This is a genomic window from Acinetobacter sp. SCLZS86, assembly GCF_021560715.1.
Classification (GTDB): domain Bacteria; phylum Pseudomonadota; class Gammaproteobacteria; order Pseudomonadales; family Moraxellaceae; genus Acinetobacter; species Acinetobacter towneri_A.
Genome location: NZ_CP090864.1, coordinates 2,208,536 through 2,229,072 on the forward strand (window position 1 = coordinate 2,208,536; position 20,537 = coordinate 2,229,072).

The 20,537-nt window shown below is 39.9% G+C and carries 18 protein-coding genes; 8 read left to right on the forward strand and 10 right to left on the reverse strand.

The window, feature by feature from the left end; genetic code table 11:
• Positions 1-28 precede the first annotated feature (28 nt).
• Together LZP46_RS10595 and LZP46_RS10600 are read left to right on the forward strand one after the other, a co-directional pair.
• Positions 29-484 (forward strand): helix-turn-helix domain-containing protein, encoded by a 456-nt coding sequence (locus LZP46_RS10595; RefSeq protein WP_004973749.1) that lies wholly within the window; start codon positions 29-31, stop codon positions 482-484.
• A gap of 16 nt (positions 485-500) precedes the next feature.
• Positions 501-1,040, forward strand: coding sequence for an IS630 family transposase (locus tag LZP46_RS10600; protein WP_236095208.1), 540 nt, complete (start codon positions 501-503; stop codon positions 1,038-1,040).
• Here the strand turns inward: LZP46_RS10600 and LZP46_RS10605 are convergent.
• The 4 genes from LZP46_RS10605 to LZP46_RS10620 form a co-directional block, all read right to left on the reverse strand.
• A complete protein-coding gene (locus tag LZP46_RS10605; RefSeq protein ID WP_236093803.1) occupies positions 1,002-1,898 on the reverse strand; it encodes a hypothetical protein in 897 nt (298 codons plus the stop codon). The two genes, LZP46_RS10600 and LZP46_RS10605, sit on opposite strands and share 39 nt — an antisense overlap.
• Before the next feature lie 162 nt (positions 1,899-2,060).
• Positions 2,061-2,402 (reverse strand): FKBP-type peptidyl-prolyl cis-trans isomerase, encoded by a 342-nt coding sequence (locus LZP46_RS10610; protein ID WP_019837472.1) that lies wholly within the window; start codon positions 2,400-2,402, stop codon positions 2,061-2,063.
• A gap of 58 nt (positions 2,403-2,460) precedes the next feature.
• Positions 2,461-2,991 (reverse strand): YaeQ family protein, encoded by a 531-nt coding sequence (locus LZP46_RS10615; RefSeq protein WP_236093804.1) that lies wholly within the window; start codon positions 2,989-2,991, stop codon positions 2,461-2,463.
• Positions 2,992-3,083: 92 nt separating this feature from the next.
• The gene (locus LZP46_RS10620; protein WP_236093805.1) at positions 3,084-4,106 is read right to left on the reverse strand and encodes a CobW family GTP-binding protein; all 1,023 of its coding nucleotides are present in this window, start codon (positions 4,104-4,106) and stop codon (positions 3,084-3,086) included.
• Positions 4,107-4,625: 519 nt separating this feature from the next.
• Between LZP46_RS10620 and LZP46_RS10625 the strand changes: the two genes are divergently transcribed.
• A complete protein-coding gene (locus LZP46_RS10625) occupies positions 4,626-4,838 on the forward strand; it encodes a hypothetical protein (protein WP_236093806.1) in 213 nt (70 codons plus the stop codon).
• 184 nt (positions 4,839-5,022) lie between these two features.
• On the opposite strand, the gene LZP46_RS10630 is transcribed toward LZP46_RS10625, so the two are convergent.
• The 3 genes from LZP46_RS10630 to LZP46_RS10640 all read right to left on the reverse strand — a co-directional run bounded on the left by LZP46_RS10630 (position 5,023) and on the right by LZP46_RS10640 (position 7,414).
• Positions 5,023-5,544 carry an acyl-CoA thioesterase gene (locus LZP46_RS10630; protein ID WP_004977311.1) on the reverse strand — a complete coding sequence of 174 codons (522 nt, stop codon included), beginning with the start codon at positions 5,542-5,544 and terminating at the stop codon, positions 5,023-5,025.
• Positions 5,545-5,877: 333 nt separating this feature from the next.
• Positions 5,878-6,048, reverse strand: coding sequence for a hypothetical protein (locus LZP46_RS10635; RefSeq protein WP_165492551.1), 171 nt, complete (start codon positions 6,046-6,048; stop codon positions 5,878-5,880).
• 355 nt (positions 6,049-6,403) lie between these two features.
• Positions 6,404-7,414: a patatin-like phospholipase family protein gene (locus LZP46_RS10640; RefSeq protein ID WP_442863504.1), complete on the reverse strand. Its 1,011-nt coding sequence runs from the start codon at positions 7,412-7,414 to the stop codon at positions 6,404-6,406.
• Positions 7,415-7,648: 234 nt separating this feature from the next.
• Between LZP46_RS10640 and chrA the strand changes: the two genes are divergently transcribed.
• Entirely contained in the window at positions 7,649-8,875 is a 1,227-nt protein-coding gene (chrA, locus tag LZP46_RS10645) for a chromate efflux transporter (protein ID WP_236093807.1), read from the forward strand.
• A gap of 91 nt (positions 8,876-8,966) precedes the next feature.
• Here the strand turns inward: chrA and gltS are convergent, their stop codons facing one another.
• From gltS to LZP46_RS10660, 3 genes are all read right to left on the reverse strand, one after another.
• A complete protein-coding gene (gene gltS / locus LZP46_RS10650; RefSeq protein WP_236093808.1) occupies positions 8,967-10,208 on the reverse strand; it encodes a sodium/glutamate symporter in 1,242 nt (413 codons plus the stop codon).
• 614 nt (positions 10,209-10,822) lie between these two features.
• Positions 10,823-12,097, reverse strand: coding sequence for a DcaP family trimeric outer membrane transporter (locus LZP46_RS10655; protein ID WP_236093809.1), 1,275 nt, complete (start codon positions 12,095-12,097; stop codon positions 10,823-10,825).
• Positions 12,098-12,497: 400 nt separating this feature from the next.
• The gene (locus LZP46_RS10660; protein WP_236095210.1) at positions 12,498-13,682 is read right to left on the reverse strand and encodes a multidrug effflux MFS transporter; all 1,185 of its coding nucleotides are present in this window, start codon (positions 13,680-13,682) and stop codon (positions 12,498-12,500) included.
• Between the two features lie 245 nt (positions 13,683-13,927).
• On the opposite strand from LZP46_RS10660, the gene yccS reads away from it, so the two are divergent.
• The 4 genes from yccS (at position 13,928) to LZP46_RS10680 (ending at position 20,526) form a co-directional block, all read left to right on the forward strand.
• Positions 13,928-16,105 carry a YccS family putative transporter gene (yccS, locus tag LZP46_RS10665; RefSeq protein WP_442863506.1) on the forward strand — a complete coding sequence of 726 codons (2,178 nt, stop codon included), beginning with the start codon at positions 13,928-13,930 and terminating at the stop codon, positions 16,103-16,105.
• A gap of 147 nt (positions 16,106-16,252) precedes the next feature.
• Positions 16,253-16,813, forward strand: coding sequence for a YcxB family protein (locus tag LZP46_RS10670; protein WP_070152580.1), 561 nt, complete (start codon positions 16,253-16,255; stop codon positions 16,811-16,813).
• Between the two features lie 154 nt (positions 16,814-16,967).
• A complete protein-coding gene (locus LZP46_RS10675) occupies positions 16,968-19,586 on the forward strand; it encodes a PepSY domain-containing protein (protein WP_236095212.1) in 2,619 nt (872 codons plus the stop codon).
• A 121-nt stretch (positions 19,587-19,707) separates the two neighbouring features.
• Positions 19,708-20,526 (forward strand): YdcF family protein, encoded by an 819-nt coding sequence (locus LZP46_RS10680; protein WP_236093810.1) that lies wholly within the window; start codon positions 19,708-19,710, stop codon positions 20,524-20,526.
• Positions 20,527-20,537: the final 11 nt, after the last annotated feature.

Genomic DNA, 20,537 nt, shown 5'->3' on the forward strand with positions numbered 1-20,537 from the left:
AGTTTTTTTAGTTAACAGATGTTCACACATGCCTCGAATTGTTTCTGTACCACTTAGTTTAGAACAGCGAGAACGACTCATTTTTCTGGCCAAGCATGCAAAACATTGGCGTGAAAGACAACGTGCCCAAACTATTCTCTGGCTTTCTGAAGGTAAAAGTGTTGCGGAAGTTGCCACTCTACAAGAACGTATCCCAGAAACCATAAGGCTACAACGCCGACGTTGGGAATTGTATGAGTTTGAATCGATTAAAGAAGGTCATCGCTCAGGTCGGCCCAATACATTGATCTCAGACTATCAGGCGAAAATCCTAGATTGGGTCAATACAAGTCCACTCAATGCAGAACAAATCCGAGTCAAACTACATGAAGAATACGAAGTGTCCGTGTCTGTTGAAACCATTCGTAAGTTTTTACGTGATTCAGGTATGGTCTTCAAGCGTACCCGTCATAGCTTGAAAAAAAAGAGATCCGATTGCATTTGAACAAGCAACACAGCAGATTGAAAAATTACGAGAGCAAGCGGCACGTGGTGAAATTATATTAGGTTATGTTGATGAAACAGGGTTTTCATCTACACCTGATAACCGCTATGCGTGGACAAAGATAGGTGATGTTCATGCGGTTGATGCAATAAGATTAAAACGAGTTAATGTCATGGGGTGTTTGCTTTCAACGGGGAAACTGGTGACAAGTTGTTTACAAGAGTCAGTTACAAGCACTTGGTTTTATGCCTATTTAACTGGAATAGCTCAACAAGTAAAACAGACTTATAACCTTCCATTGGTTCTTATTGTTGATAATGCCTCGATTCATAGAAGTAAAAAGATGGCTGATTACAGAGAGCTACTTAAAAGTAACATTTCGACGAATTTGTATTTTATTCCAGCTTATAGCCCTGAGTTAAATCGAATCGAGATGGTATGGAAGCAGATGAAATATTATTGGCGAGATTTTCAAGTGATGACAGCTGATAAAATAGAGCAATGGGTGGAGAGAGTATCAAACCAATTCGGAAAAGAATACATGTTTACTTTTTAATGACAGCTTATAACTCAGGAAAAATAAAATCGCGAGAAAACTAAATAAATATTCGAGCCTTATTCCCCAAGACCAACTTAAATTCAGGAAAGTGGTGTAAGCATAGGGCGGAGAAAATAAATTATGTAATGCTAGAAAAACAATAAACAAGCCAAAAATAAACATAAGCTTGGTCTTGCCGCCATTTGCAAGACTAAATGCCGAAAACATCAAGGTAAACAAACCAACACCAAGTACTGCCCCAGAAATCATGGCAATACTCATCATCAAACGCTGATACTGTTGATTGATGGTACGACTTAAACCAATTTTCATTGGATTTTTTAAACCACCTTGCAAGCTTTGAAAACTAGACGCTTGAATGGTTAGGGTAAAATATTCACTTTCAGGGACAAAATACGCAATTCGTGGGGCATTTTCGGTTTGGTGATGACTAGCATCTGCACCGACTGTGCCAACACGCACCAATGGATCGCCATTTAAAAATACCCGATATGCGCCATACTGGTTGGGAATCCAAATCGCAATACGCCTGCCTAAAAACTCTTTTGGAATTTGAAAGTGCCCAATAAAAGTGCCATACGTATTGGCATTGCCCATTAAATCTTCAAATGAAGCAGGCAATTCAACGGTATTCGATGCCAGTACCGCACTGGGTTCTTGAATTAATTGTTGCGGATAAAACAACCATTGCCCACTCAAAATACTCGTTTTATCTTCAGTAAATTGAACAGAATTCAGCAGTTCTTGATGTAGATAATAAGATTTAGGTGCAGACTCATATTGTGCCAACACACACTGTGGAGTGAATATACTAAACAGTAAAATCAAGAATAATAATGCACGCTTGTGCCACATCCGAATGAATTTCAAAAATGCAAAAACCCTATTGTGCTTATTTTTCAATCTAATCGTTCTTGCACTAAATTTAAAGTAAAAAAATTAAGTCATTCATATTAGACCGTACTGACATCGGATGAATGACTTAAATTCTAGCGGTTTGGCTAAATTAAACAGGATTTATTGATCGCGTGTTTTCACATCATACAATTCAATTTCAAAAATTAAATTCGAATTGGCAGGAATGATATTGCCCATTTTGCGCTCACCATAAGCCAAATGCGCAGGTACCACAAGTTTACGTTTACCACCCACTTTCATCCCCATGATACCTTGATCCCAACCTTTAATCACACGACCAGTGCCAATCACGGTTTCGAAATAGTTGCCGCGGTCCAAGGATGAATCAAACTTTGTGCCATCTTCCAACCAACCTGTGTAATGCGTAGTAATTAAAGCACCTTTGACCGCTTCTTTACCCTCTCCTACCACCAAATCAATAATTTCTAATTCCGCAGTCATGTTCATCTCCAAATATTTACACTTCGATGTTTAAGATAATTGCCAACTCGGGTAAGTGTTATTGTAACTGTATCCACTCAATCTGCGCCTGTGCTTGAGCGCCAATCAGTGTCCATTCACCATCCATTACATTCAACTGCAACTGCATGGTACGTTCGCATAAAGCTTGAATGGCTTCAGTACTCGCTTGCGATAATTGCCATACTTCAACATTATTTAATGTTTTGATTTTACTGTTGCGTTTATACCACTCATCTACCGATGAACCATAGGCAATAATCGCAACTTGCTTACAACGTGCACTGACTTTTTTGACTTTATCTTCATCTGGGCAACCGACTTCAATCCACTTGATTAACTGCCCTGTTAAGTCTTTTTCCCACAAAGCAGGCTCATCGGTTTCAAACAAATCTTTGGTGAATTCCAAAGCTTCATCTGCATAACGTGCGAATGCCAAAATACGCACCATCAAACGCTCAATGGTTTCAGAAGGATGTAATGCCATGGTTAGTTGATAGTCACCATATTGATGCACATCCATATTGGCAATGTTCAAATCTGCCTTATAAATTGTCGCTTTTAGCGCCATTGTCTATTCCTAAAACCATGTTCAAATTTGCCGCTAAGCATAATAGATTTTCTGGGATTTTGCTTTATCGTTTGCCCGAGAGCACATAGATTTCATTCAAAAGCCGTAGCAGCATCAACCCGACACCCCAATAGTTCAGCCTCAAATTTTTCCCAATCAAGCTCGGTTTGATAAATAATTTCCACCCGATTGTCTATGCCTTCATCGGTAGATTGATAGTTAAATTGCTGGGGATTGAAGTTAAAACTTTTCCAGCCCTGATTGGTATAAAAAATCCCTTTAATGCGCAACCAATTTTGCTGTTCACAGAGTAAATCTAGAAGTGGATAAAAATCGAATTGCCAGCGTTTAGGGAATTTCCAGCCCGCTACCGAATAACCCTGAGCAGTTTCTACATAATGATATGGCAACTGTTTAATTTCTGGTTCAGACGTATTTGCAGCTTGAATCAGCGTTTTTTGTAATTTTAATAAAGGCTGAATTTTACGCTGTGTGCCGACATACAGCGTATCAATTTCAATCAAAGCCAGATTACCCTGTTCCGCTTTCAACCATTTTTGCGCATAGGCTTGATATTCGTGTTGCAACTGCACCAGCGCCTGCTCATCTGCCACCTGCATTTGATCTGCATGTGACACCACAATAATTTGTGCAGCTTTGAGCTGATCGGCATACAAGTTTTGCTGCGTCCACGCCTGATCATGCAAACGCGATCCATCGACCACCGTAACCAAGGCACGCATCGATAAATGGGTATGCCAATGTGGTTCAGTCAATTGTTCCACGAGTTGCGCAGGATGCCCCAAACCTGTCGGTTCAATGAATAAACGGTCAGGCTTCGCTTCAGACAATAAACGCGACAAGGCAATTTGCATAGGCAATTGGCTGCTACAACATAAGCAACCGCCCAATAATTCTTTGACTTGATAACCCTGTTGCTGAGGTAAGAGTTGTTGATCGACCCCGATTTGTCCAAATTCATTCATCAGCACCGCCCAAACTTCATGTTCTGGTTTTTGGCTGAGTAACTGTTTCAATAAGGTGGTTTTTCCTGCACCGAGAAAACCAGAAATAATATGCGTCGGGACTGCTTTTTGTGGTGCAATTAATTTCAAAATAAGCTCACTTTATTGAATTTCAAACAACTCAAGCATGCTAAGCAAGTTTAGCGATTAGTTCAATCTGAATCTAAACACACACAAATTTATCCAATTGTTGATATTCATTGATGTCGTGACTTGAAAAATTTTCTTACATTTATTGCGTAATGATTTGCCACTTGTTTTAGCAGATTCACCAAGTTTTAGTCGCTTGATGTTATGTTTTATTGCTAACCCTGCAGTTTTCTTGCATAAAATACAGTCATTTTCGCTAAATTTGGCTACTTTTATTTAACAAAAATTACCAAAATGAAACCTATTCATCATCATTGTGCGGTTCAAGTAACCGTCATTGTTTTGCTTTGTTGCAAGCATTGATCCTACACCAATGGCTGTTAGCATGAGTTCCTGTTCAGCCCGTTCAAATCAGGTGATGACTGACTTGAACACTTTAGCCGCAATAAGTTTTTTTACTTCATGCTTGTGCTGAACATTTTGATCATTCGTGAAAACTTTAAATAAGGATGCCAAACCATGAAATTGACACAAATTTTACTCGCTTCAACTTTTGCTTTTGCCACTGCAACTACTTTTGCTGCAAAGGCTGAATCGACAGTTCAAGAACAGGAAAAAGTGGTTGTTTCAACGCAGGAAACTGTGGCTGAACCAGCTTCAGAACAAGCTGCTGCACAACCTGCATCTGAAGCAAGCACTGAAACCCCTGCTGCATCGACGCAACAGCCTTAAAACTTAGATACATTTAAAAATGTAAATCGAATACAAAAAATGAGTTTTCCGCCACTCTCTCGGTTTACTCAGTTTTTGTTTATCTACAAAGCCAATCAATATTGCCTTGGACAAAATTAAAAAATAGGCACAAAAAAACCTGTCTACAATTGCAAACAGGTTTTCAGCTAAATTTGATGAAAACTTAGTTTTGTTCAGTTTTCTTATAAATGCTGCAAGATGGATGATGATTTTCTTGCAAACGTGCAACTTTACGTTGCTCTGCTGCTTCAAAACGGCAACGCTTCCAGTCATTGTCTAATTTCAACGCAGGGATTTGTTTTGGTTTACCATTTTCATCGACTGCAACCATAGTGAAGTAACAGCTGTTGGTATGGCGCACTGTACGCTTTTGAATATTTTGTGCTTCTACACGAATCCCAATTTCCATTGAAGTACGACCCACATGATTCACACTAGCAAGGAAAGTCACCAATTCCCCTACATGAATCGGCTCTTTAAAGTTCACTTTATCAACCGAAAGGGTCACCACATAACTACCAGAATAGCGGCTCGCACATGCATACGCCACTTGGTCTAATAGTTTTAAAATTGTTCCACCATGTACATTCCCTGAGAAATTTGCCATGTCGGGTGTCATTAACACGGTCATGGTTAATTCTGACTGGTCATCTAACACTGGGGCAATTTGATCTAATGGTGACATCGCGTTCTCTAGACTCTTTTAAAGACAGTAAGATATGAGCGTATTATTATATCGCGTTTATAAAAGTTTGAATGTTCATTTCGGCAACAACTGCATCATTATTATTTATATTGTTTATGTGAACATTTATTTAAAATTATAAGACTAAAGACTAAGACTCCCAAGCTGTTATTTTTTAATCCATTTCTTTAATTAGAATATTTGTTCAAATTGAATATACAGTGAATACCATCGCTTCAAGTGTTCAAAAAACAATCTAAAATCTTTTATTTAATGGATTATTTAAGCAAATTTCGGCTATTTTAGCCAAGAAATTTCATTTAGTGGGAGCATTCAAGCCAAGCGCAGCATTTCCTGCGACACATTGCTATAAGTCAAAGTTTGTTCGGTACTTAAGGCAGCTTCAATCACATAAGAACCATCTGGATTAATCATCGTCACTGTAAAAATAACTTGCTCCATAGTGGCAAGTTTCACCTGCTGTCCAATTTCAAAGCCGTGCATGAAGTATCCCCTCGATTTTTTATAAAGTTTTAAAGTCCTGAAGCACAAAAGTTAGGCTGTCTTGGAAGCATGTTCAATTGGTAAACTGCTTAAAAAACGAATTCAGTAAATGCTACATAGAATAAATGGAAACGGTGCAAAAGAACACGCTAAAAAATTGATTTTAAGTCTAAATACCTCATCTCAGTATTTAGATATCTTTATGGTATCTTTATTTTTAAACTATAATATCAAATACTTACAAATAATAAATCTAAGCAATCTAACATTAAAGTTATTTTTATCAAGCACCTAATTAGACTTAAGTTAAATCTGTTGATTTCATTGAATTGACCTAAATGAAGGATCTGGACAGCTATTTAAACTGTCCATAAAGCCCAAAAGTATTACTCACTTTATAGTCTACAATTCTATGCCCATGCGCATAATGATGCTGTTGATAGACCTGATCAATTTTATTTAATTGCGCTGCAGTTGCTTCTGCGCCTGCCAACATGGTCGCTTCGCGCCCTTTCACATCAAAAATATGGGCTTTTTCACGTAAATCGGGTTGAATGACCACATCTGCCAGTTTCAATTCTTCATTGGCCAAATGCTTTTGCATAATATTAATATTTTGGTTAAACAATCCCCACACATTACTGGTTTCAGTATGAATAGGCTGCGCCAAAATATTCACGGCAATCACAATATCTGCCCCTAAATCGCGTGCAACCTTGACAGGTACAGGGCTCACTAAACCACCATCGACATATTCATGTTCTGCAATTTTAGTAGGTACAAACATACTTGGGATAGACACTGACGCACGCACTGCCTGCCCCGTATTGCCATAATTAAATACGACTTTTTTGCCTTCTTTTAATTCAGTCGCCACCACGTACATCGGGATTTTAAATTGCTCCAAACGGAGTTGATCGACTTGTGCATTGACATAATTTTCAACTTTTTTACCATCAAAAAAGCCTTTTAAATCTAAAGTCACATCCCGCACATCATTGGCTTTCATATTCATGGCAATTTCACGTAATTGCTGTGCATTTTTACCACTGGCATAAATTGAGCCAACAATGCTGCCTGCGCTACTGCCCACAATCAAATCAGGCTGAATACCGTATTGCTCAAGTACTTCAATTACTCCAATGTGTGCATAGCCACGTGCACCACCGCTGCCCAAAACCAAGGCGACAACTGGACGTTTTTTTTGTTGTTTTAATTGCCGAAAATCAATTTGATTCAGGCGCGATTCTGCTTCAACCATGGGCTGCGACTCAAGTAGAGTTTGAGTCGAAAATTGCTGCTGTGATGGCACTGCCTGACATCCCACCATCAATAATGCTGTAAGAGATACATACCCAATTTTCATAATGACCTTCTTGAATCCATAGGTTTCAGTCGATATTTCACCGCCAATCGTGTCAAGGTTGATCAGCCTACTTGATACAGCAACCCTCTTAACGTCAACAGTTATGCTCTCTGTTTTTACCTTGCATGAGCGCCCATAGTCTATCTATTATTTTAACCGATCCTTGTAGTAATTCGTTAAATTGTCACTTCTAGCGACTACAGTGGCGTAAAATTTGAATCAATCTAAAATAATATGCAACCACCTTCTTATTCCCTATTATTCTGGATTTTTCTGCAATTAGGCTGTCTGTCTTTTGGTGGGCCTGCAGCGCATTTGGTGTTTTTCCATCAGCGTTTTGTGCAACAACTCAAATGGCTAGATGAATCCCAGTATTCACAAATTATCGCACTTGCACAACTCTTACCTGGCCCAACTAGTAGTCAGGTGGGGTTAGCGATTGGTTATTTGCAAAAAGGCTATTGGGGTGCAGTCCTAGCTTGGTTGGGTTTCACCCTACCTTCAGCGTTGTTTATGGCTTTGGTTGCAGTTTTGGGACATCAATATTTAGATGTCCTGTCTTCAAATAGCTTTCACAGTATTCAACTGATCGTATTGGCCGTGGTAGCTTGGGCATTTTGGCAAATGTTGCGTAGTTTTTGTAAAACGGTTTGGCAATATGCCTTAATGTTTGCTTCTGCCCTATTTATTTATCTGATGCCCTTGAGCTTCAATCAAGTTTTGGTGATTCTGATTGCAGCTTGTTTTGGCATGTGGATGGCCAAACGTACAACACCCACTGCAACGCTCTCATCCGCCAATACAACGGCGACAGATACACATTTTACTGCGGCACACCTACCCCAACACCGTCGTTATGCTGCATTTTGGGTAGTACTTTTTGTTGCACCTTTTATTGTGCTATCCGCGCTAAACTGGCTACAACCTCATTTACTCTATGCAGCCAATTTAAGTTTCTATAAAGCCGCATCTTTGGTCTTTGGCGGTGGGCATGTCATTTTGCCTTTATTGCATCAAGATTTTGTTAGCACAGGCTTAGTCAGTGCAGAACAGTTCGATTTGGGTTATGCCATGGCGCAATTGGTGCCTGGCCCACTGTTCAGCTTTGCAACATATTTGGGCAGTTTGATTCCAATGACAGAATCTATGCTGCTGAATGCGACTTTAGCTACATTGGCTATTTTTCTGCCATCTTTCTTTTTGGTATTTGCGACCTTGCCTTATTGGTCTTGGTTAATGCAGCAAGCCTATATCCGTCATGCGGTAACAGGGATTAATGCAGCTGTAGTCGGTTTGCTGCTGTATATGGTGCTCGAAATGGCACAGCGTCATATTTTGAGTATTGCTGATCTGCTGTTTATTGTTTTGGTGATTGGATTATTAAAATCCAAACTACCTATTTGGCTCAGTTTAATTGGTAGTTTCCTGGTCTATACAGCATTTTTGCATTTCATGGCTTAAATTAAAAATGCTACAGATCAAATAAAAATGCCAGTTCAATTGAACTGGCATTTTTTGTGGATGACTGAATCAAGCCTGAATGCTTTGGAGCTTAGCCACCAAAGAATTTTAGAATAGACTGAATCACCGCAACGTTAATCAAGTCGACAAAGAAAGCGCCACACAACGGCACAATCAAGAATGCTTTATAAGAGGGGCCATACATATTGGTAATGGCTTGCATATTAGCAACCGCGGTAGGTGTTGCTCCCATCCCAAAACCACAGTGCCCTGCGGCCAATACCGCTGCATCGTAGTTTTTACCCATAAGACGGAACGTGATAAAAGCCGCATATAACGCCATGGTGATAGTTTGCGCACCTAAAATCACCATCAACGGACCTGCTAAATCTGCCAATTGCCACAATTTAAGCGACAACAAAGCCATCGCCAAATATAAAGACAACGACGCATTTCCAAACACATCAATCGCACGGTCAAAAATATTGACTTTAAAAATACTTTCCAAGACATTACGCAGAATCACACCGCCCGCCAATGCCCAAACGAAAGTTGGCAATTCAAACATAGTACCTTTGGCAGCGCCTGTCATAAACTCGGCAAATGCCAAACACGCTGCAAATAAACCCAAAGTGGTAATGGCATTATCTGCTGTGATTAAACGCACCTGATGCGGATATTCAAATGGAATAAACTCATTAGAGTCTTGATCTGCAGGCGTATTGTCACGTTTTTCAATTTGTTCTTCAGTACGTGGTACGGCCAATTGATGACGGTTGATTAAGGTTTTGGCCAGTGGACCACCAATTAAACCACCAATGATCAAACCAAAGGTTGCACTGGCCATACCTAATGCCAACGCCCCTTGAATACCATACTGGGTTTCAAAAATTTCGCCCCACGCACCCGCAGTACCATGACCACCCGTTAAGGTAATCGAACCTGCAATTAAACCAATTAGTGGATCAATACCTAATAATGTTGCAAGACTAATGCCGACAAAGTTTTGCAGCACAATAAATGTGGAAATTGCAATCAAGAAAATAATTAAACCAATTCCGCCCTGACGCAATTTTGTAAAGTTCGCGCTTAAACCAATCGAGGCGAAGAAAATCAGCATAAAACTGGTTTGTAATGCGCTACTGATGGTAATGCTATAACCCCAAAATTGATGCACCAACAATGAAACAATTGCGGCAACCAAACCACCTGCAACAGGTTCAGGAATGTTATAGCGTTTTAAAAAATCAATTTTATTGACCAAAAGCCGTCCTAAGAGCAGGACGATGACCGCAGCAATCAGCGTATAAAACGCATTAAAAGTAAATTCCATGGCAATATCCATATAGTGATTGCAGGTTATTTTTAATATGATCAAGAACAGTCTATGCAAACCAAAGCATTTGCATCACTATGACTCTAAATCAACTAAAAAATGCCGCAATACAAAGTATGTAAACAGTATCGTATTTGACCGAAGTTTAAGAGGTATGCATTTCGCTCAACCAACCCATCCTTTGGTTTCACTCAAGCGTTATGATCTGCGTTTGCCTAGAACAGAAGAAAAGAAAGACAAAAGACAGCATTTTCACTTTCGGGGTGACTTCTAGTGCAAACAACTGAATCGGCTTAACACTGAGAGGTAATCTCATATAAGCTCCCAAATATCTGAGGTGGATAAATACCTTCCGATAAAGATATTCAACCACTTGACAAAAAACAGCAAGATTAAAGGTCGATCATTATGCATTTTTTTTGACAAAAAGCTGCTATTTTCTGCATTTTTTCTATAAATTTTAATGATTGTGTTCAGCTATAAGTGAAAGTTACAACATTTTATAAAACTGGATAAAATTTAAGTTATTGAATTGATAACATAAATTTTCAACATAAAAAAACAGAGCTTAAAATTAAGCTCTGTTTTGGATTGTGCTCAAAAGGAGTGACTTAGAAGCTATAGCGCGCCATAAAGCCTACACGGTCATCACTGAATTTTTGACCATGAAAGTTTTTACGCTCACCATTAATATATTCAATACCTAAATCGACTGGTTTTACAGGTGAATAGATAAAGTTAATCCATGCTTGTTGTACTTTCTCATTCTCTTTATTATCAGAATTATTTGCTGCACGCGCATAGTCTGTACCATCATCCGCAAATAAAGCACCATACGCTAAAGTTGAACGTAGTTGTGGAGAGAACTTATAGGTTGCACCCACTTGTACACCAATCGTTTCGTTTTGCTCAATGCTATTACTATCAACAACAAATGCAGAGTTATTACCATATAAGTAGTTGTTGTTACCCTTAACATAAGAGACATCAGCAGATACTTTTAAAGGCTCTGCAACTTGGTAATTCGCACCTGCAGCAACACCCCAACCTGTTTTGTCATCATTTGCTGCTTCTGATTTGTAATGTTCAACCAATGCGCGTGCAGAAGCAGAGCCTTTACCTCCAGCGTAAGTTTGTACCACTTTAGCTGTCAAATTTGGTACACGATAGGTAAGGCTATCACCTGAACTATTCCCCTCTTCAGCAGAAACGAATAACTGAGTTGTAGGTGCTAGCTTATAACCATAACGAACTTGCGGGACGCGTGTTGTACCACCACCAATATTCGTTGCAAAGTCAATCATTTCTGGTGCATGATTTGACAAGAAGTTCGATGTCGTTTGACCGAATAACCAGTTGTTTAAAGTTAAATAAGCATGACGGATACGCAAGTTGTCTGACTTAGCATTGTCCGAACTTGCAAAGTCAACCTCAACTTTACCGCCTACTTTGTTATCACCAACAGGTGTATTAAAGTCTAAACCTAAGCGGGTGACTTTTGCGGTAGCACGTAATTTGTCACTTGCTTCTTCTTTGCTTGTATGTGCTGAGTTAAAGTCATTATTAGCACCATCAATAATATAGTTTGCATCACCACGGATCGAACCATAAATAGAAACATCTGCACCAGATTTAGATTTCCATGCGCTTAATACACTTGCGGGTGCAGCAGGCTTCGCCTGTTGTACTTGGGCAATTTGAGTTTGCTGCTGTTGTTGTACTTGCTGTTGTTGCTGAATTAATGATTTTAACGCTTCAACTTCTTGACGAAGTTCTTGAATTTGTTGTTGCTCAGTTTTTGCTGCGTGTGCAGTACCTACCATTAAAGTTGTAACAGCAATAGCTAAACCTTTGATCATAAATTGACCGTTGAGTAATTGACTCATTTATCTCTCCAAAATAAAACAACGCTGCATCCGTGCATGATGATTTTGTTCGTCATCTATCGATTTCACATCGAATTATAAAAATGGCTTAAAAATCAAAACACTTTTGCCAAATAGTCCAAGACACTCAAATATTTAAAATATTACAATTTGTGTCATTTATTACAGGCTTCAATCTATCAAGTTATGACGTTTATTAAAATCAGTTTTCCCGAATAAGAAATCATAATTAATCATAATTACAGATTAAAATAATTAAACCATATAAAATTCAATACTTTAAATAGGTTGATTTTTCAAGAATTTACCCCACTATTAGACTATTGTATATATTTCAGTTCTGTCTAAAAGCCCGATTTTTACGAAAAAAATTACCATTTGAAAAAGTATTGACCTCAACTCAGTCTGATTGAGGTTGTAAAATATGAAAAACGGCAAACATACCAGACCCAATAAATAGCAACATTAATACCGCCATATTCAGCAAAGCACTGCCTGTTAAAAAGTTAAGTAATATCCCACCAATCAAGCCACAAAAGAATTGCACACTGCCCATGATCGCACTGGCTGTTCCAGCACGTGCGCCTTGTTTTGCCATTGCCAGCGCCATGGCATTCGGGCCTGTAAAACCGATCCCAGACACTGCAAGAAATAAACCGAGCATGACCAATGCCAAAGGTGCATACCCCAAACTACCTGCAAGCAATAGAATGACCGTACCACTCAGTTGAATGAAGCTGCCTAGTTTTAAGCGTTGCAACACGCCCAATTTTCTACTGATTTTTTTATTTAGGGTCGAAAACAACATAATGCCAAAGGCATTGGCACCAAACACATAAGCAAAAGCCGTTTCAGTCAAGCCATATTGATCCATCATGAGCGCACTTGAACCGCTGATATAGCAAAACAATGCCCCACCTGTCAGACACCCTGCTAACATTGGAAAACGAAAATCACGATCTTTTAAAATTGCGAAATATAAGGTCAGGACTTGCTGAAAACTCAACTTTAAACGGCGTTCTTTGGCTAAAGTTTCTTTAAAAAAGAAATGTACACATAAACAGCAAATAATTCCAACACAGGTCAGCACCACAAAAATGGCTTCCCAATTCATCCATCTAAGCACCCATGCACCCAGCGTTGGTGCAATAATGGGTGCAATGGTCATCACAATCATCATGCTCGAAAAAGCTTGAGCGGACGTTTGCAAATCCAAGCGATCACGAATGGCGGCTCGTGCAATCACCACGCCCACACAACCGCCCAACGCCTGCAAAATACGTGCAGCAATCAATCCCCATTCATTGTGTGCAAACACGCACAACATACTGGCCAGTGAAAACAATACCAAGCCAATATATAAAGGCGGCTTACGTCCAATCCGATCACTCAGCGGTCCATAAATCAGTTGTCCCAATGCCAAACCTAAAAAATAAGCAGGCAAACTGTTTGCGACCATTTGGGTCGATACACCAAACTCGCTTGCCATTACTGGCAAGGCAGGCAAATACATATCAATCGACAAAGGCCCAAGCGAGGTCAGTAACGCCAACAACAAAATCCAGGCTGTCGAATATTGCTGCATGTTGGGTTCTGGCGCAGATGGTGGCGTACTATTTGAACTTGGTAAAGTTTTCGATATGCTCATATTTTAAGGTGGAATGACAAATGTATAGAGAAGCTTGCACGCTCCATAATATCATTTGTAGTGATTAAAGATGAATTTTCACATATTTAATTCTCTAAACACTCATCTACAGTTACAATGTACGCAACCTTTCATCTCATAGCATAATCACTGTTTAGAAAAAAAATTTACTTAAAGGAACGATGTTGAAACCTTGGCTGATTAAGCTCAAACAAGCGACCTATAACACCACATTTATGTATAACATCCGCATGCTCATTGCATTTGCGGGAACTGCTTTTGTTCCCTATTTTATGGGAATGCAAGTTGCTACCATTCCTTTAACTTTAGGTGTGGTTGCCGCAGGTTTGAGTGATATAGATGACCGTTTTTCGGTACGTATCCTCAATCAGCTCTATACTTATATTGGTTTCTTTGTTACCGCCACTTCGATACAGTTTTTATTTCCGCACCCTATTTTATTTGCCACAGGCTTAATCCTGTCGTGTATTGTCTTAATTTTGCTCGGTTCGCTCGGACGGCGTTATGCCACTATTTCTTATGGCTGTTTGGTGGTATCAGTGTATGCCATGCTAGGTGTCAATCTATTTGATGACTGGTACATGCAGCCGCTACTTTTGGTCTCGGGCGCAATCTGGTACGGTGTAATTTCGACCATCAGCTTTTTACTATTTCCTGTTCGCGCTTTACAAGACAAACTTTCGCTCAGTTATTCTTCTCTGGGTGATTTTTTATTTGCCAAATCTAATCTATTCGATGTGGATATGACTGCATCTAGTTATCAGCAAAGCATCATTGATTTATCACTTGAAAATGGCAAATTAATTGCGATTTTTAACGACTTAAAAACTGCTTTGCTGACGCGTTTAAAAGGTGACCGCGGGCAAAAAGATACCCGACGCAGCTTACAGTATTATTTTGTCGCACAAGACATTCATGAACGTGCCGACTCTGCACATATTGATTATCAAAAACTGGCGAAAATATTTCAGCACAGCGATATTTTATTTCGCTTCCAGCGCATTTTGTCTATTCAAGGTAAAGCCTGTAAAGATTTAAGTGAAAGTATTCTGCATCGTAAACCTTATGTGCATAACAAGCGTTTTAAACATGCTTTTGAAAATCTTAAACAGTCTTTAGAAAAGCTGCGCAGCGAGCAGCAATATGACCAGGTTTGGATTAATGCACTGTTTGCCTTATATCAAAACCTAAAATCAATTGACGCTCAACTGCTTAATCTTGAAACCGAACGTAATATTAAACTGGATAAATCCAAGCAAATTGAACAACAACTCATAGATGACGACTTAAAAAGCTGGGATGATATTGTCATCCGTATCAAACAGCATTTAACCCCTGAATCTGTCTTGTTCCGCCATGCCATTCGTTTGTCGATTGTACTGTTAATTGGCTATGTTTTTGTACAAGTCACCAATATTCAATATGGCTACTGGATTTTACTGACCGCCTTGTTTGTCATGCAGCCTAACTTTAATACCACCAAACGGCGTTTACGTTTGCGTATTATTGGGACACTGGCAGGGATAGTGGTCGGCTACACCATTTTATATTTTGTGCCATCCGTAGAAGGGCAATTGGTGGTTTTAATTATTAGTGGCATGTTGTTCTTTGAATTACGCAGTAAACAATATGCACAAGCGACTGCTTTTATGACTATTTTGGCGCTGATGAACTTTAATCTAGAAGGTTTGGGCTTTGCCGCAGCTGTACCACGTATGGTCGACACCTTAATTGGTTGTGCACTGGCATGGTTTGGCGTGAGTTTTATCTTCCCCGACTGGAAATTCCGTCGTCTATCACGCACGATTCGTCGCTCACTCACCGCACAATGTGACTATTTGGCAGAAGTGATTCAACAATATAAAAATGGGCGCAATAACGGCTTGAATTATCGTGTGGTGCGCCGCGCTGCTCACAATGCCGACGCAGAAGTTGCTTCACTGATTTCAACACTCGCCACCGAACCTGATTTTGATCCTGATCAAAAAGCTCAGGCCTTTGAGTTCTTGTGTCTGAATCACACCTTTATTAGTTATATCGCTGCACTGGGTGCGCATCGTGACAAAATTGAAGATCAGGAAGTCTTGGAACTGCTCGATCAAGCGATGGACGATATTCAAGGTGCTTTACTCAACGATGAAACGCCTGATTTAAGCGCACACAATATGCTGCAAACCATTCGTCAGCTTTTAAGTCAAAACAATGAGCAAGATCAAAAATCATTGATTATTTTGCAGCAATTATCTTTGATGATGAGTATCTTGCAGCAATTAAGTCGCTTAAAACAAAGTTTAAGCCACGAACATGATCAGGATGCAACTGAACTGGCGTCTTTATAAATCATTCTGCAAAGGATCCATGTCTACTTTCTCAGCCTAAGCACAATATGTATTCATCGACCTTAGCATGATTTTGCGACAATATACTCACTGAATGACAGCAATTAATGCTAAACTTTTTATAGTTTTAAATTTGTTAGTTTCACTATGACCGCGAAAAGTTTATACGCCTACACCCTACAGCCTGTAATCTACGAAGTTTCTGAAGAAGAACAACGTCACGCTCAACTGGTAATATGGCGCAGTACCAATAAAATTGGCATGAAAGCATGGATTATTATGGGGGTGATAGTCGCCCTTTCCATTTTAGGCATTCTGCTATTAAAAAATTATTCGACCATTTTCTGCTGGGTCGCCATTGTCTGTGTGGCACTCTACCTGCTGGTGCGTAAATACGGCTTGGAATGGTACGTTAAACGCAAAATGAATGAATTTCCTGTTCAAGAAATTAAAGGGATTCGTTTAGGCGTACAACCACATGGAATCGTAATGCGTCAGCAAATGGGCGCTCAAGAAGGCGTGGGTGCAATCGGCTGGAAAGATGTATATGAATGGTACAACACCCCTGAATTTATTTTGATGAACTTCAAAGTAAAAGGTCAGCAAGGTGCTTATATTCTACCTAAACGCATGGACAGCAAGAACTTTTCGTTCAACACCATTCGCAAGCATTTAACCGAAGCTGCAGGCGAAGCCAAGCAAATCTAAATATCCCGATCTAAAAATAAACCTCTATCCCTTGCGATGGAGGTTTTTTTTCTTAAAATCAAAATAATGAACGATAATGAGAATAAATAGCATTTGCATTAACTTCATCTCTGCATTATTCTGCATCACAATTCATACTCAACAACCAACGCTTATGCTGAAGAAAGCCTTTTTCCAAATTCACTGGTTCCTTGGAATTACAGCAGGGCTTATTTTGTCACTCATGGGCGTGACAGGTGCAATTTATTCCTATGAACAACAAATTCTAAAATGGTTGAATCCGAACAGTTACCAAGTTCAAGTTGAGCAAAAACCCAAACTAAGCCCTGCAGAAATTTATCAACATTTTCAGCGTACCCAACCTGACTATAAAATTAATAGCATCACCGTTGCAAAAGACCCGGCTGCATCTTCAACCATCAATATTGCGAAAGAAGGTGCAAAACGTGGACAAAATATCCTGATTAACCCTTACTCGGCAGCAGTGTTGCCTGAAATTCGGGGACGTGAATTTTTCCAATTTATCCAACAATTACACCGCAATTTAACCGTAGGGCCTATTGGTAAGCAAATTACAGCCGCATGTACCCTCATGTTGTTGTTCTTTGTGTTAAGTGGCATTTATCTGCGCTGGCCGAAACGCCATTCATTCAAACAATGGTTTGCGATTAAACCACAACTCAAAGGTCGCAATTTTATTTGGGACTTACATGCTGTGGTCGGTACATGGGTAGTGATCTTCTATCTTGTTATGGCATGCACAGGGCTATATTGGTCGTATGATTGGTGGCGCAATGGCATGTTTAAAGTCATGGGCGTAGAAAGACCACAAGCACAATTACAAGCAGAGGGACGCAATAAAAAAGAAAATCAAAACGCTCAAACACCTCATCAAGCAAGGCAGACACAAGTTGTGGAACATGGCCCAAATAGCACGGATCCTACCAAAAAAAATACACTGGATCAGGCACAAATTAATCTTGCTTTGACGCAGGCATGGCAACATTTCCCGCAGCAGTTAGAGCAGGATTATTCGAGCATCACTTTTAACGTGCCTAAACATGCCAATAGTGAAATTGAAATTAACTTTGTCGATGTCATTCCACAACATGAACGTGCCCGCAATAGCGCTACTTTTGATTATCAACAGGCACGTATTACTCAACTTGAATTATATGCAGACAAACAGCTTAATGAAAAAATCATGAGCAGCATGCTGCCTGTGCATCGCGGTAGTTTCTTTGGACCTGTTTATCAATTTTTAGCCATGCTTGCTGCCTTGATGATGCCGCTGTTTTTTGTCACAGGCTGGATGCTATATTTAAAACGTCGTAAACAAAAGCGATTGACTCTTGCTGCACGTCAAAACCAAACTCAATTTAAGATTGACCCAAATGCTGAACACTGGCTCATCGTCTATGCCAGCCAAACAGGTACTGCCGAACAATTGGCATGGCGCACTGCAACTAGTCTGCAAGAGGCACATCAACCTGTCACAGTCAAAGCTATTCAAGAATTGCAGATAACTGACCTCAAAAACCATACTCAAATTTTATTTGTTGCCAGCACATACGGCACAGGAGATGCCCCAGATTTATCCTCTAACTTTGTGAAAAAAATCATGTCCCAAAGCTTAGATCTCTCTAATTTACGTTATGCCGTTTTAGCCCTAGGCTCCAAAGAGTATCCTGACAGTTATTGCGATTTTGGACATCGTCTTGCTGCATGGCTGCAACGCAATCAGGCTCATGCTTTGTTTGACACTATTGAGGTAGACAATGCCAATCCTGAAGATGTACAGCGTTGGAATCAAGCATTGGCACAGGTGACACAGCTTGAATTACAAAGCATGCAAATTGACAAAACTTTTGATACATGGCGTTTGCAACAACGTGATTTGCTCAATCCGAATAGTTTAGGTGCCCCTGCGTTTAATATTGAACTTGTCCCGCAGCACGAAGCACATTGGGCTGCAGGTGATATTGCTGAAATTCAACCAGAAAACAGTACTGTACGGATTCAGGATTTTTTAAAACAACATCAACTCGATGCCAATACCATTATTGCGGATGGTCAGCAAACCCTAGCACACGCTTTGGCATATAAAGACCTGACAGCCCCTATTCAAACATTTAAAACTATAGATGAATTATTGGCACAACTTGCACCCTTACCTAGTCGTGAATATTCAATCGCCAGTATTCCTTCACAACAGGTTTTGAGACTTGTAGTACGTCAAAAATTTGATGCTCAAGGTGAGCTGGGCTTAGGTTCAGGTTGGTTAACTGCTCATGCAGCAATCGGACAAAATATCGCACTACGCATTCGCAATAATCCATCTTTCCATTTAATTGATGATGACCGCCCAATTATTTGTATTGGCAACGGCACAGGACTTGCGGGTTTAATGAGCTTATTGCATGCACGTACCCGCCTGAATTACACCCAAAACTGGTTGTTTTTTGGTGAACGCCAGCAAGCGCACGATTACTTTTATCAACGCACCATCGAGGCTTGGCAAAGCACAGGCGTGCTACAACGGCTTGATTTAGCTTTTTCCCGCGATCAAGCCGATAAAGTCTATATTCACCATAAGTTACATGAACAGGCTGAAGATTTAAAACGATGGGTTGAACAAGGTGCCGTGATTTATGTTTGCGGTAGTATTCAAGGCATGGCCAGTGATGTCGACCAAGCTTTAAAAGATATTTTGGGTGAAACTCAACTAGAACAATTACGTCAGCAAGGACGTTATCGCCGAGATGTGTATTAATCTCAACTTGTAATTCACCTAATTTTACCCATAGCCTCAACCGAAACATACTTCAGTTGGGGCTAAATTTTTAAGCAGCTTCGGCTATACTGTTTGTACAGCATCATAGTACAATACAGTTATGCAAAGCATGCAAGAAAGTCACGTACAGCCGCAATTTAGTCTATTCAAAAGAATATTAAGTAGCCTAATTGGATTAATTTTAGTTTTGGATGGTGTCTATCTCATCAGCTTAAAGAAAATTCATTTCGGCACCGTTTTACCTGTTTTAATAGGCACGATGCTGCTGTGTTATGCCATTTTCTATACTTGGATTCAAAGCCACTTAAAACAACATACACGCTTAGATTGGTTATGGAAATTCGGTTGGGGCATATTTTGGTTATGGTGCATCAGCCTATTAATCTTTTTTGCTTATATTCATTTCAGTACACAGCAGCAAAATACTGCAAGCAACAATGCCAAAGTGGTGATTGTACTCGGCAGTGGCATAGAAAATGGACAACCATCGCCCACGCTCGCCAAACGGCTAGATACCGCAGCAGCTTATGCCTTAGAACATCCACACAGTTATTTAATTGTCAGTGGTGGCCCCGCTTTTGCGGAACAACTCACTGAAGCGCAGGTGATGTCCAACTATTTACAACAACGCTATGCAATTGCAGCATCACGCATTATCTTAGAAACCCAAAGTACCAGTACGGCACTCAATTTAAAAAACAGTCAACCTTTGCTGCATCAAATCGGCACAGATAAAACCCAACCAATTACGATTGTCACGAGTGATTTTCATACCCTCCGTGCAGCAGCTATTGCTAAACGACAGGGATACACACAGTTCAGTATCTTGAGCGCATCAACACCGCTCTATAGCCGCTATAACGCGTGGTTACGCGAATATTTTGCTTATATCAGTGGTTGGCTGCTCAATGAGTATTGAAAAATAAAATC

Excerpts from the sequence above, each read along its gene's own strand:
- LZP46_RS10655 (WP_236093809.1), bottom strand. The coding sequence starts at position 12,097 with ATGAGTCAATTACTCAACGGTCAATTTATGATCAAAGGTTTAGCTATT.
- LZP46_RS10615 (WP_236093804.1), bottom strand. The coding sequence starts at position 2,991 with ATGGCGCTAAAAGCGACAATTTATAAGGCAGATTTGAACATTGCCAAT.
- LZP46_RS10605 (WP_236093803.1), bottom strand. The coding sequence starts at position 1,898 with ATGTGGCACAAGCGTGCATTATTATTCTTGATTTTACTGTTTAGTATA.
- gltS (WP_236093808.1), bottom strand. The coding sequence starts at position 10,208 with ATGGAATTTACTTTTAATGCGTTTTATACGCTGATTGCTGCGGTCATC.
- LZP46_RS10630 (WP_004977311.1), bottom strand. The coding sequence starts at position 5,544 with ATGTCACCATTAGATCAAATTGCCCCAGTGTTAGATGACCAGTCAGAA.
- LZP46_RS10680 (WP_236093810.1), top strand. The coding sequence starts at position 19,708 with ATGCAAAGCATGCAAGAAAGTCACGTACAGCCGCAATTTAGTCTATTC.
- LZP46_RS10660 (WP_236095210.1), bottom strand. The coding sequence starts at position 13,682 with ATGCAGCAATATTCGACAGCCTGGATTTTGTTGTTGGCGTTACTGACC.
- LZP46_RS10670 (WP_070152580.1), top strand. The coding sequence starts at position 16,253 with ATGACCGCGAAAAGTTTATACGCCTACACCCTACAGCCTGTAATCTAC.
- LZP46_RS10625 (WP_236093806.1), top strand. The coding sequence starts at position 4,626 with ATGAAATTGACACAAATTTTACTCGCTTCAACTTTTGCTTTTGCCACT.
- yccS (WP_442863506.1), top strand. The coding sequence starts at position 13,928 with ATGTTGAAACCTTGGCTGATTAAGCTCAAACAAGCGACCTATAACACC.
- LZP46_RS10595 (WP_004973749.1), top strand. The coding sequence starts at position 29 with ATGCCTCGAATTGTTTCTGTACCACTTAGTTTAGAACAGCGAGAACGA.
- LZP46_RS10635 (WP_165492551.1), bottom strand. The coding sequence starts at position 6,048 with ATGCACGGCTTTGAAATTGGACAGCAGGTGAAACTTGCCACTATGGAG.
- LZP46_RS10640 (WP_442863504.1), bottom strand. The coding sequence starts at position 7,414 with ATGAAAATTGGGTATGTATCTCTTACAGCATTATTGATGGTGGGATGT.
- chrA (WP_236093807.1), top strand. The coding sequence starts at position 7,649 with ATGCAACCACCTTCTTATTCCCTATTATTCTGGATTTTTCTGCAATTA.
- LZP46_RS10610 (WP_019837472.1), bottom strand. The coding sequence starts at position 2,402 with ATGACTGCGGAATTAGAAATTATTGATTTGGTGGTAGGAGAGGGTAAA.
- LZP46_RS10675 (WP_236095212.1), top strand. The coding sequence starts at position 16,968 with ATGCTGAAGAAAGCCTTTTTCCAAATTCACTGGTTCCTTGGAATTACA.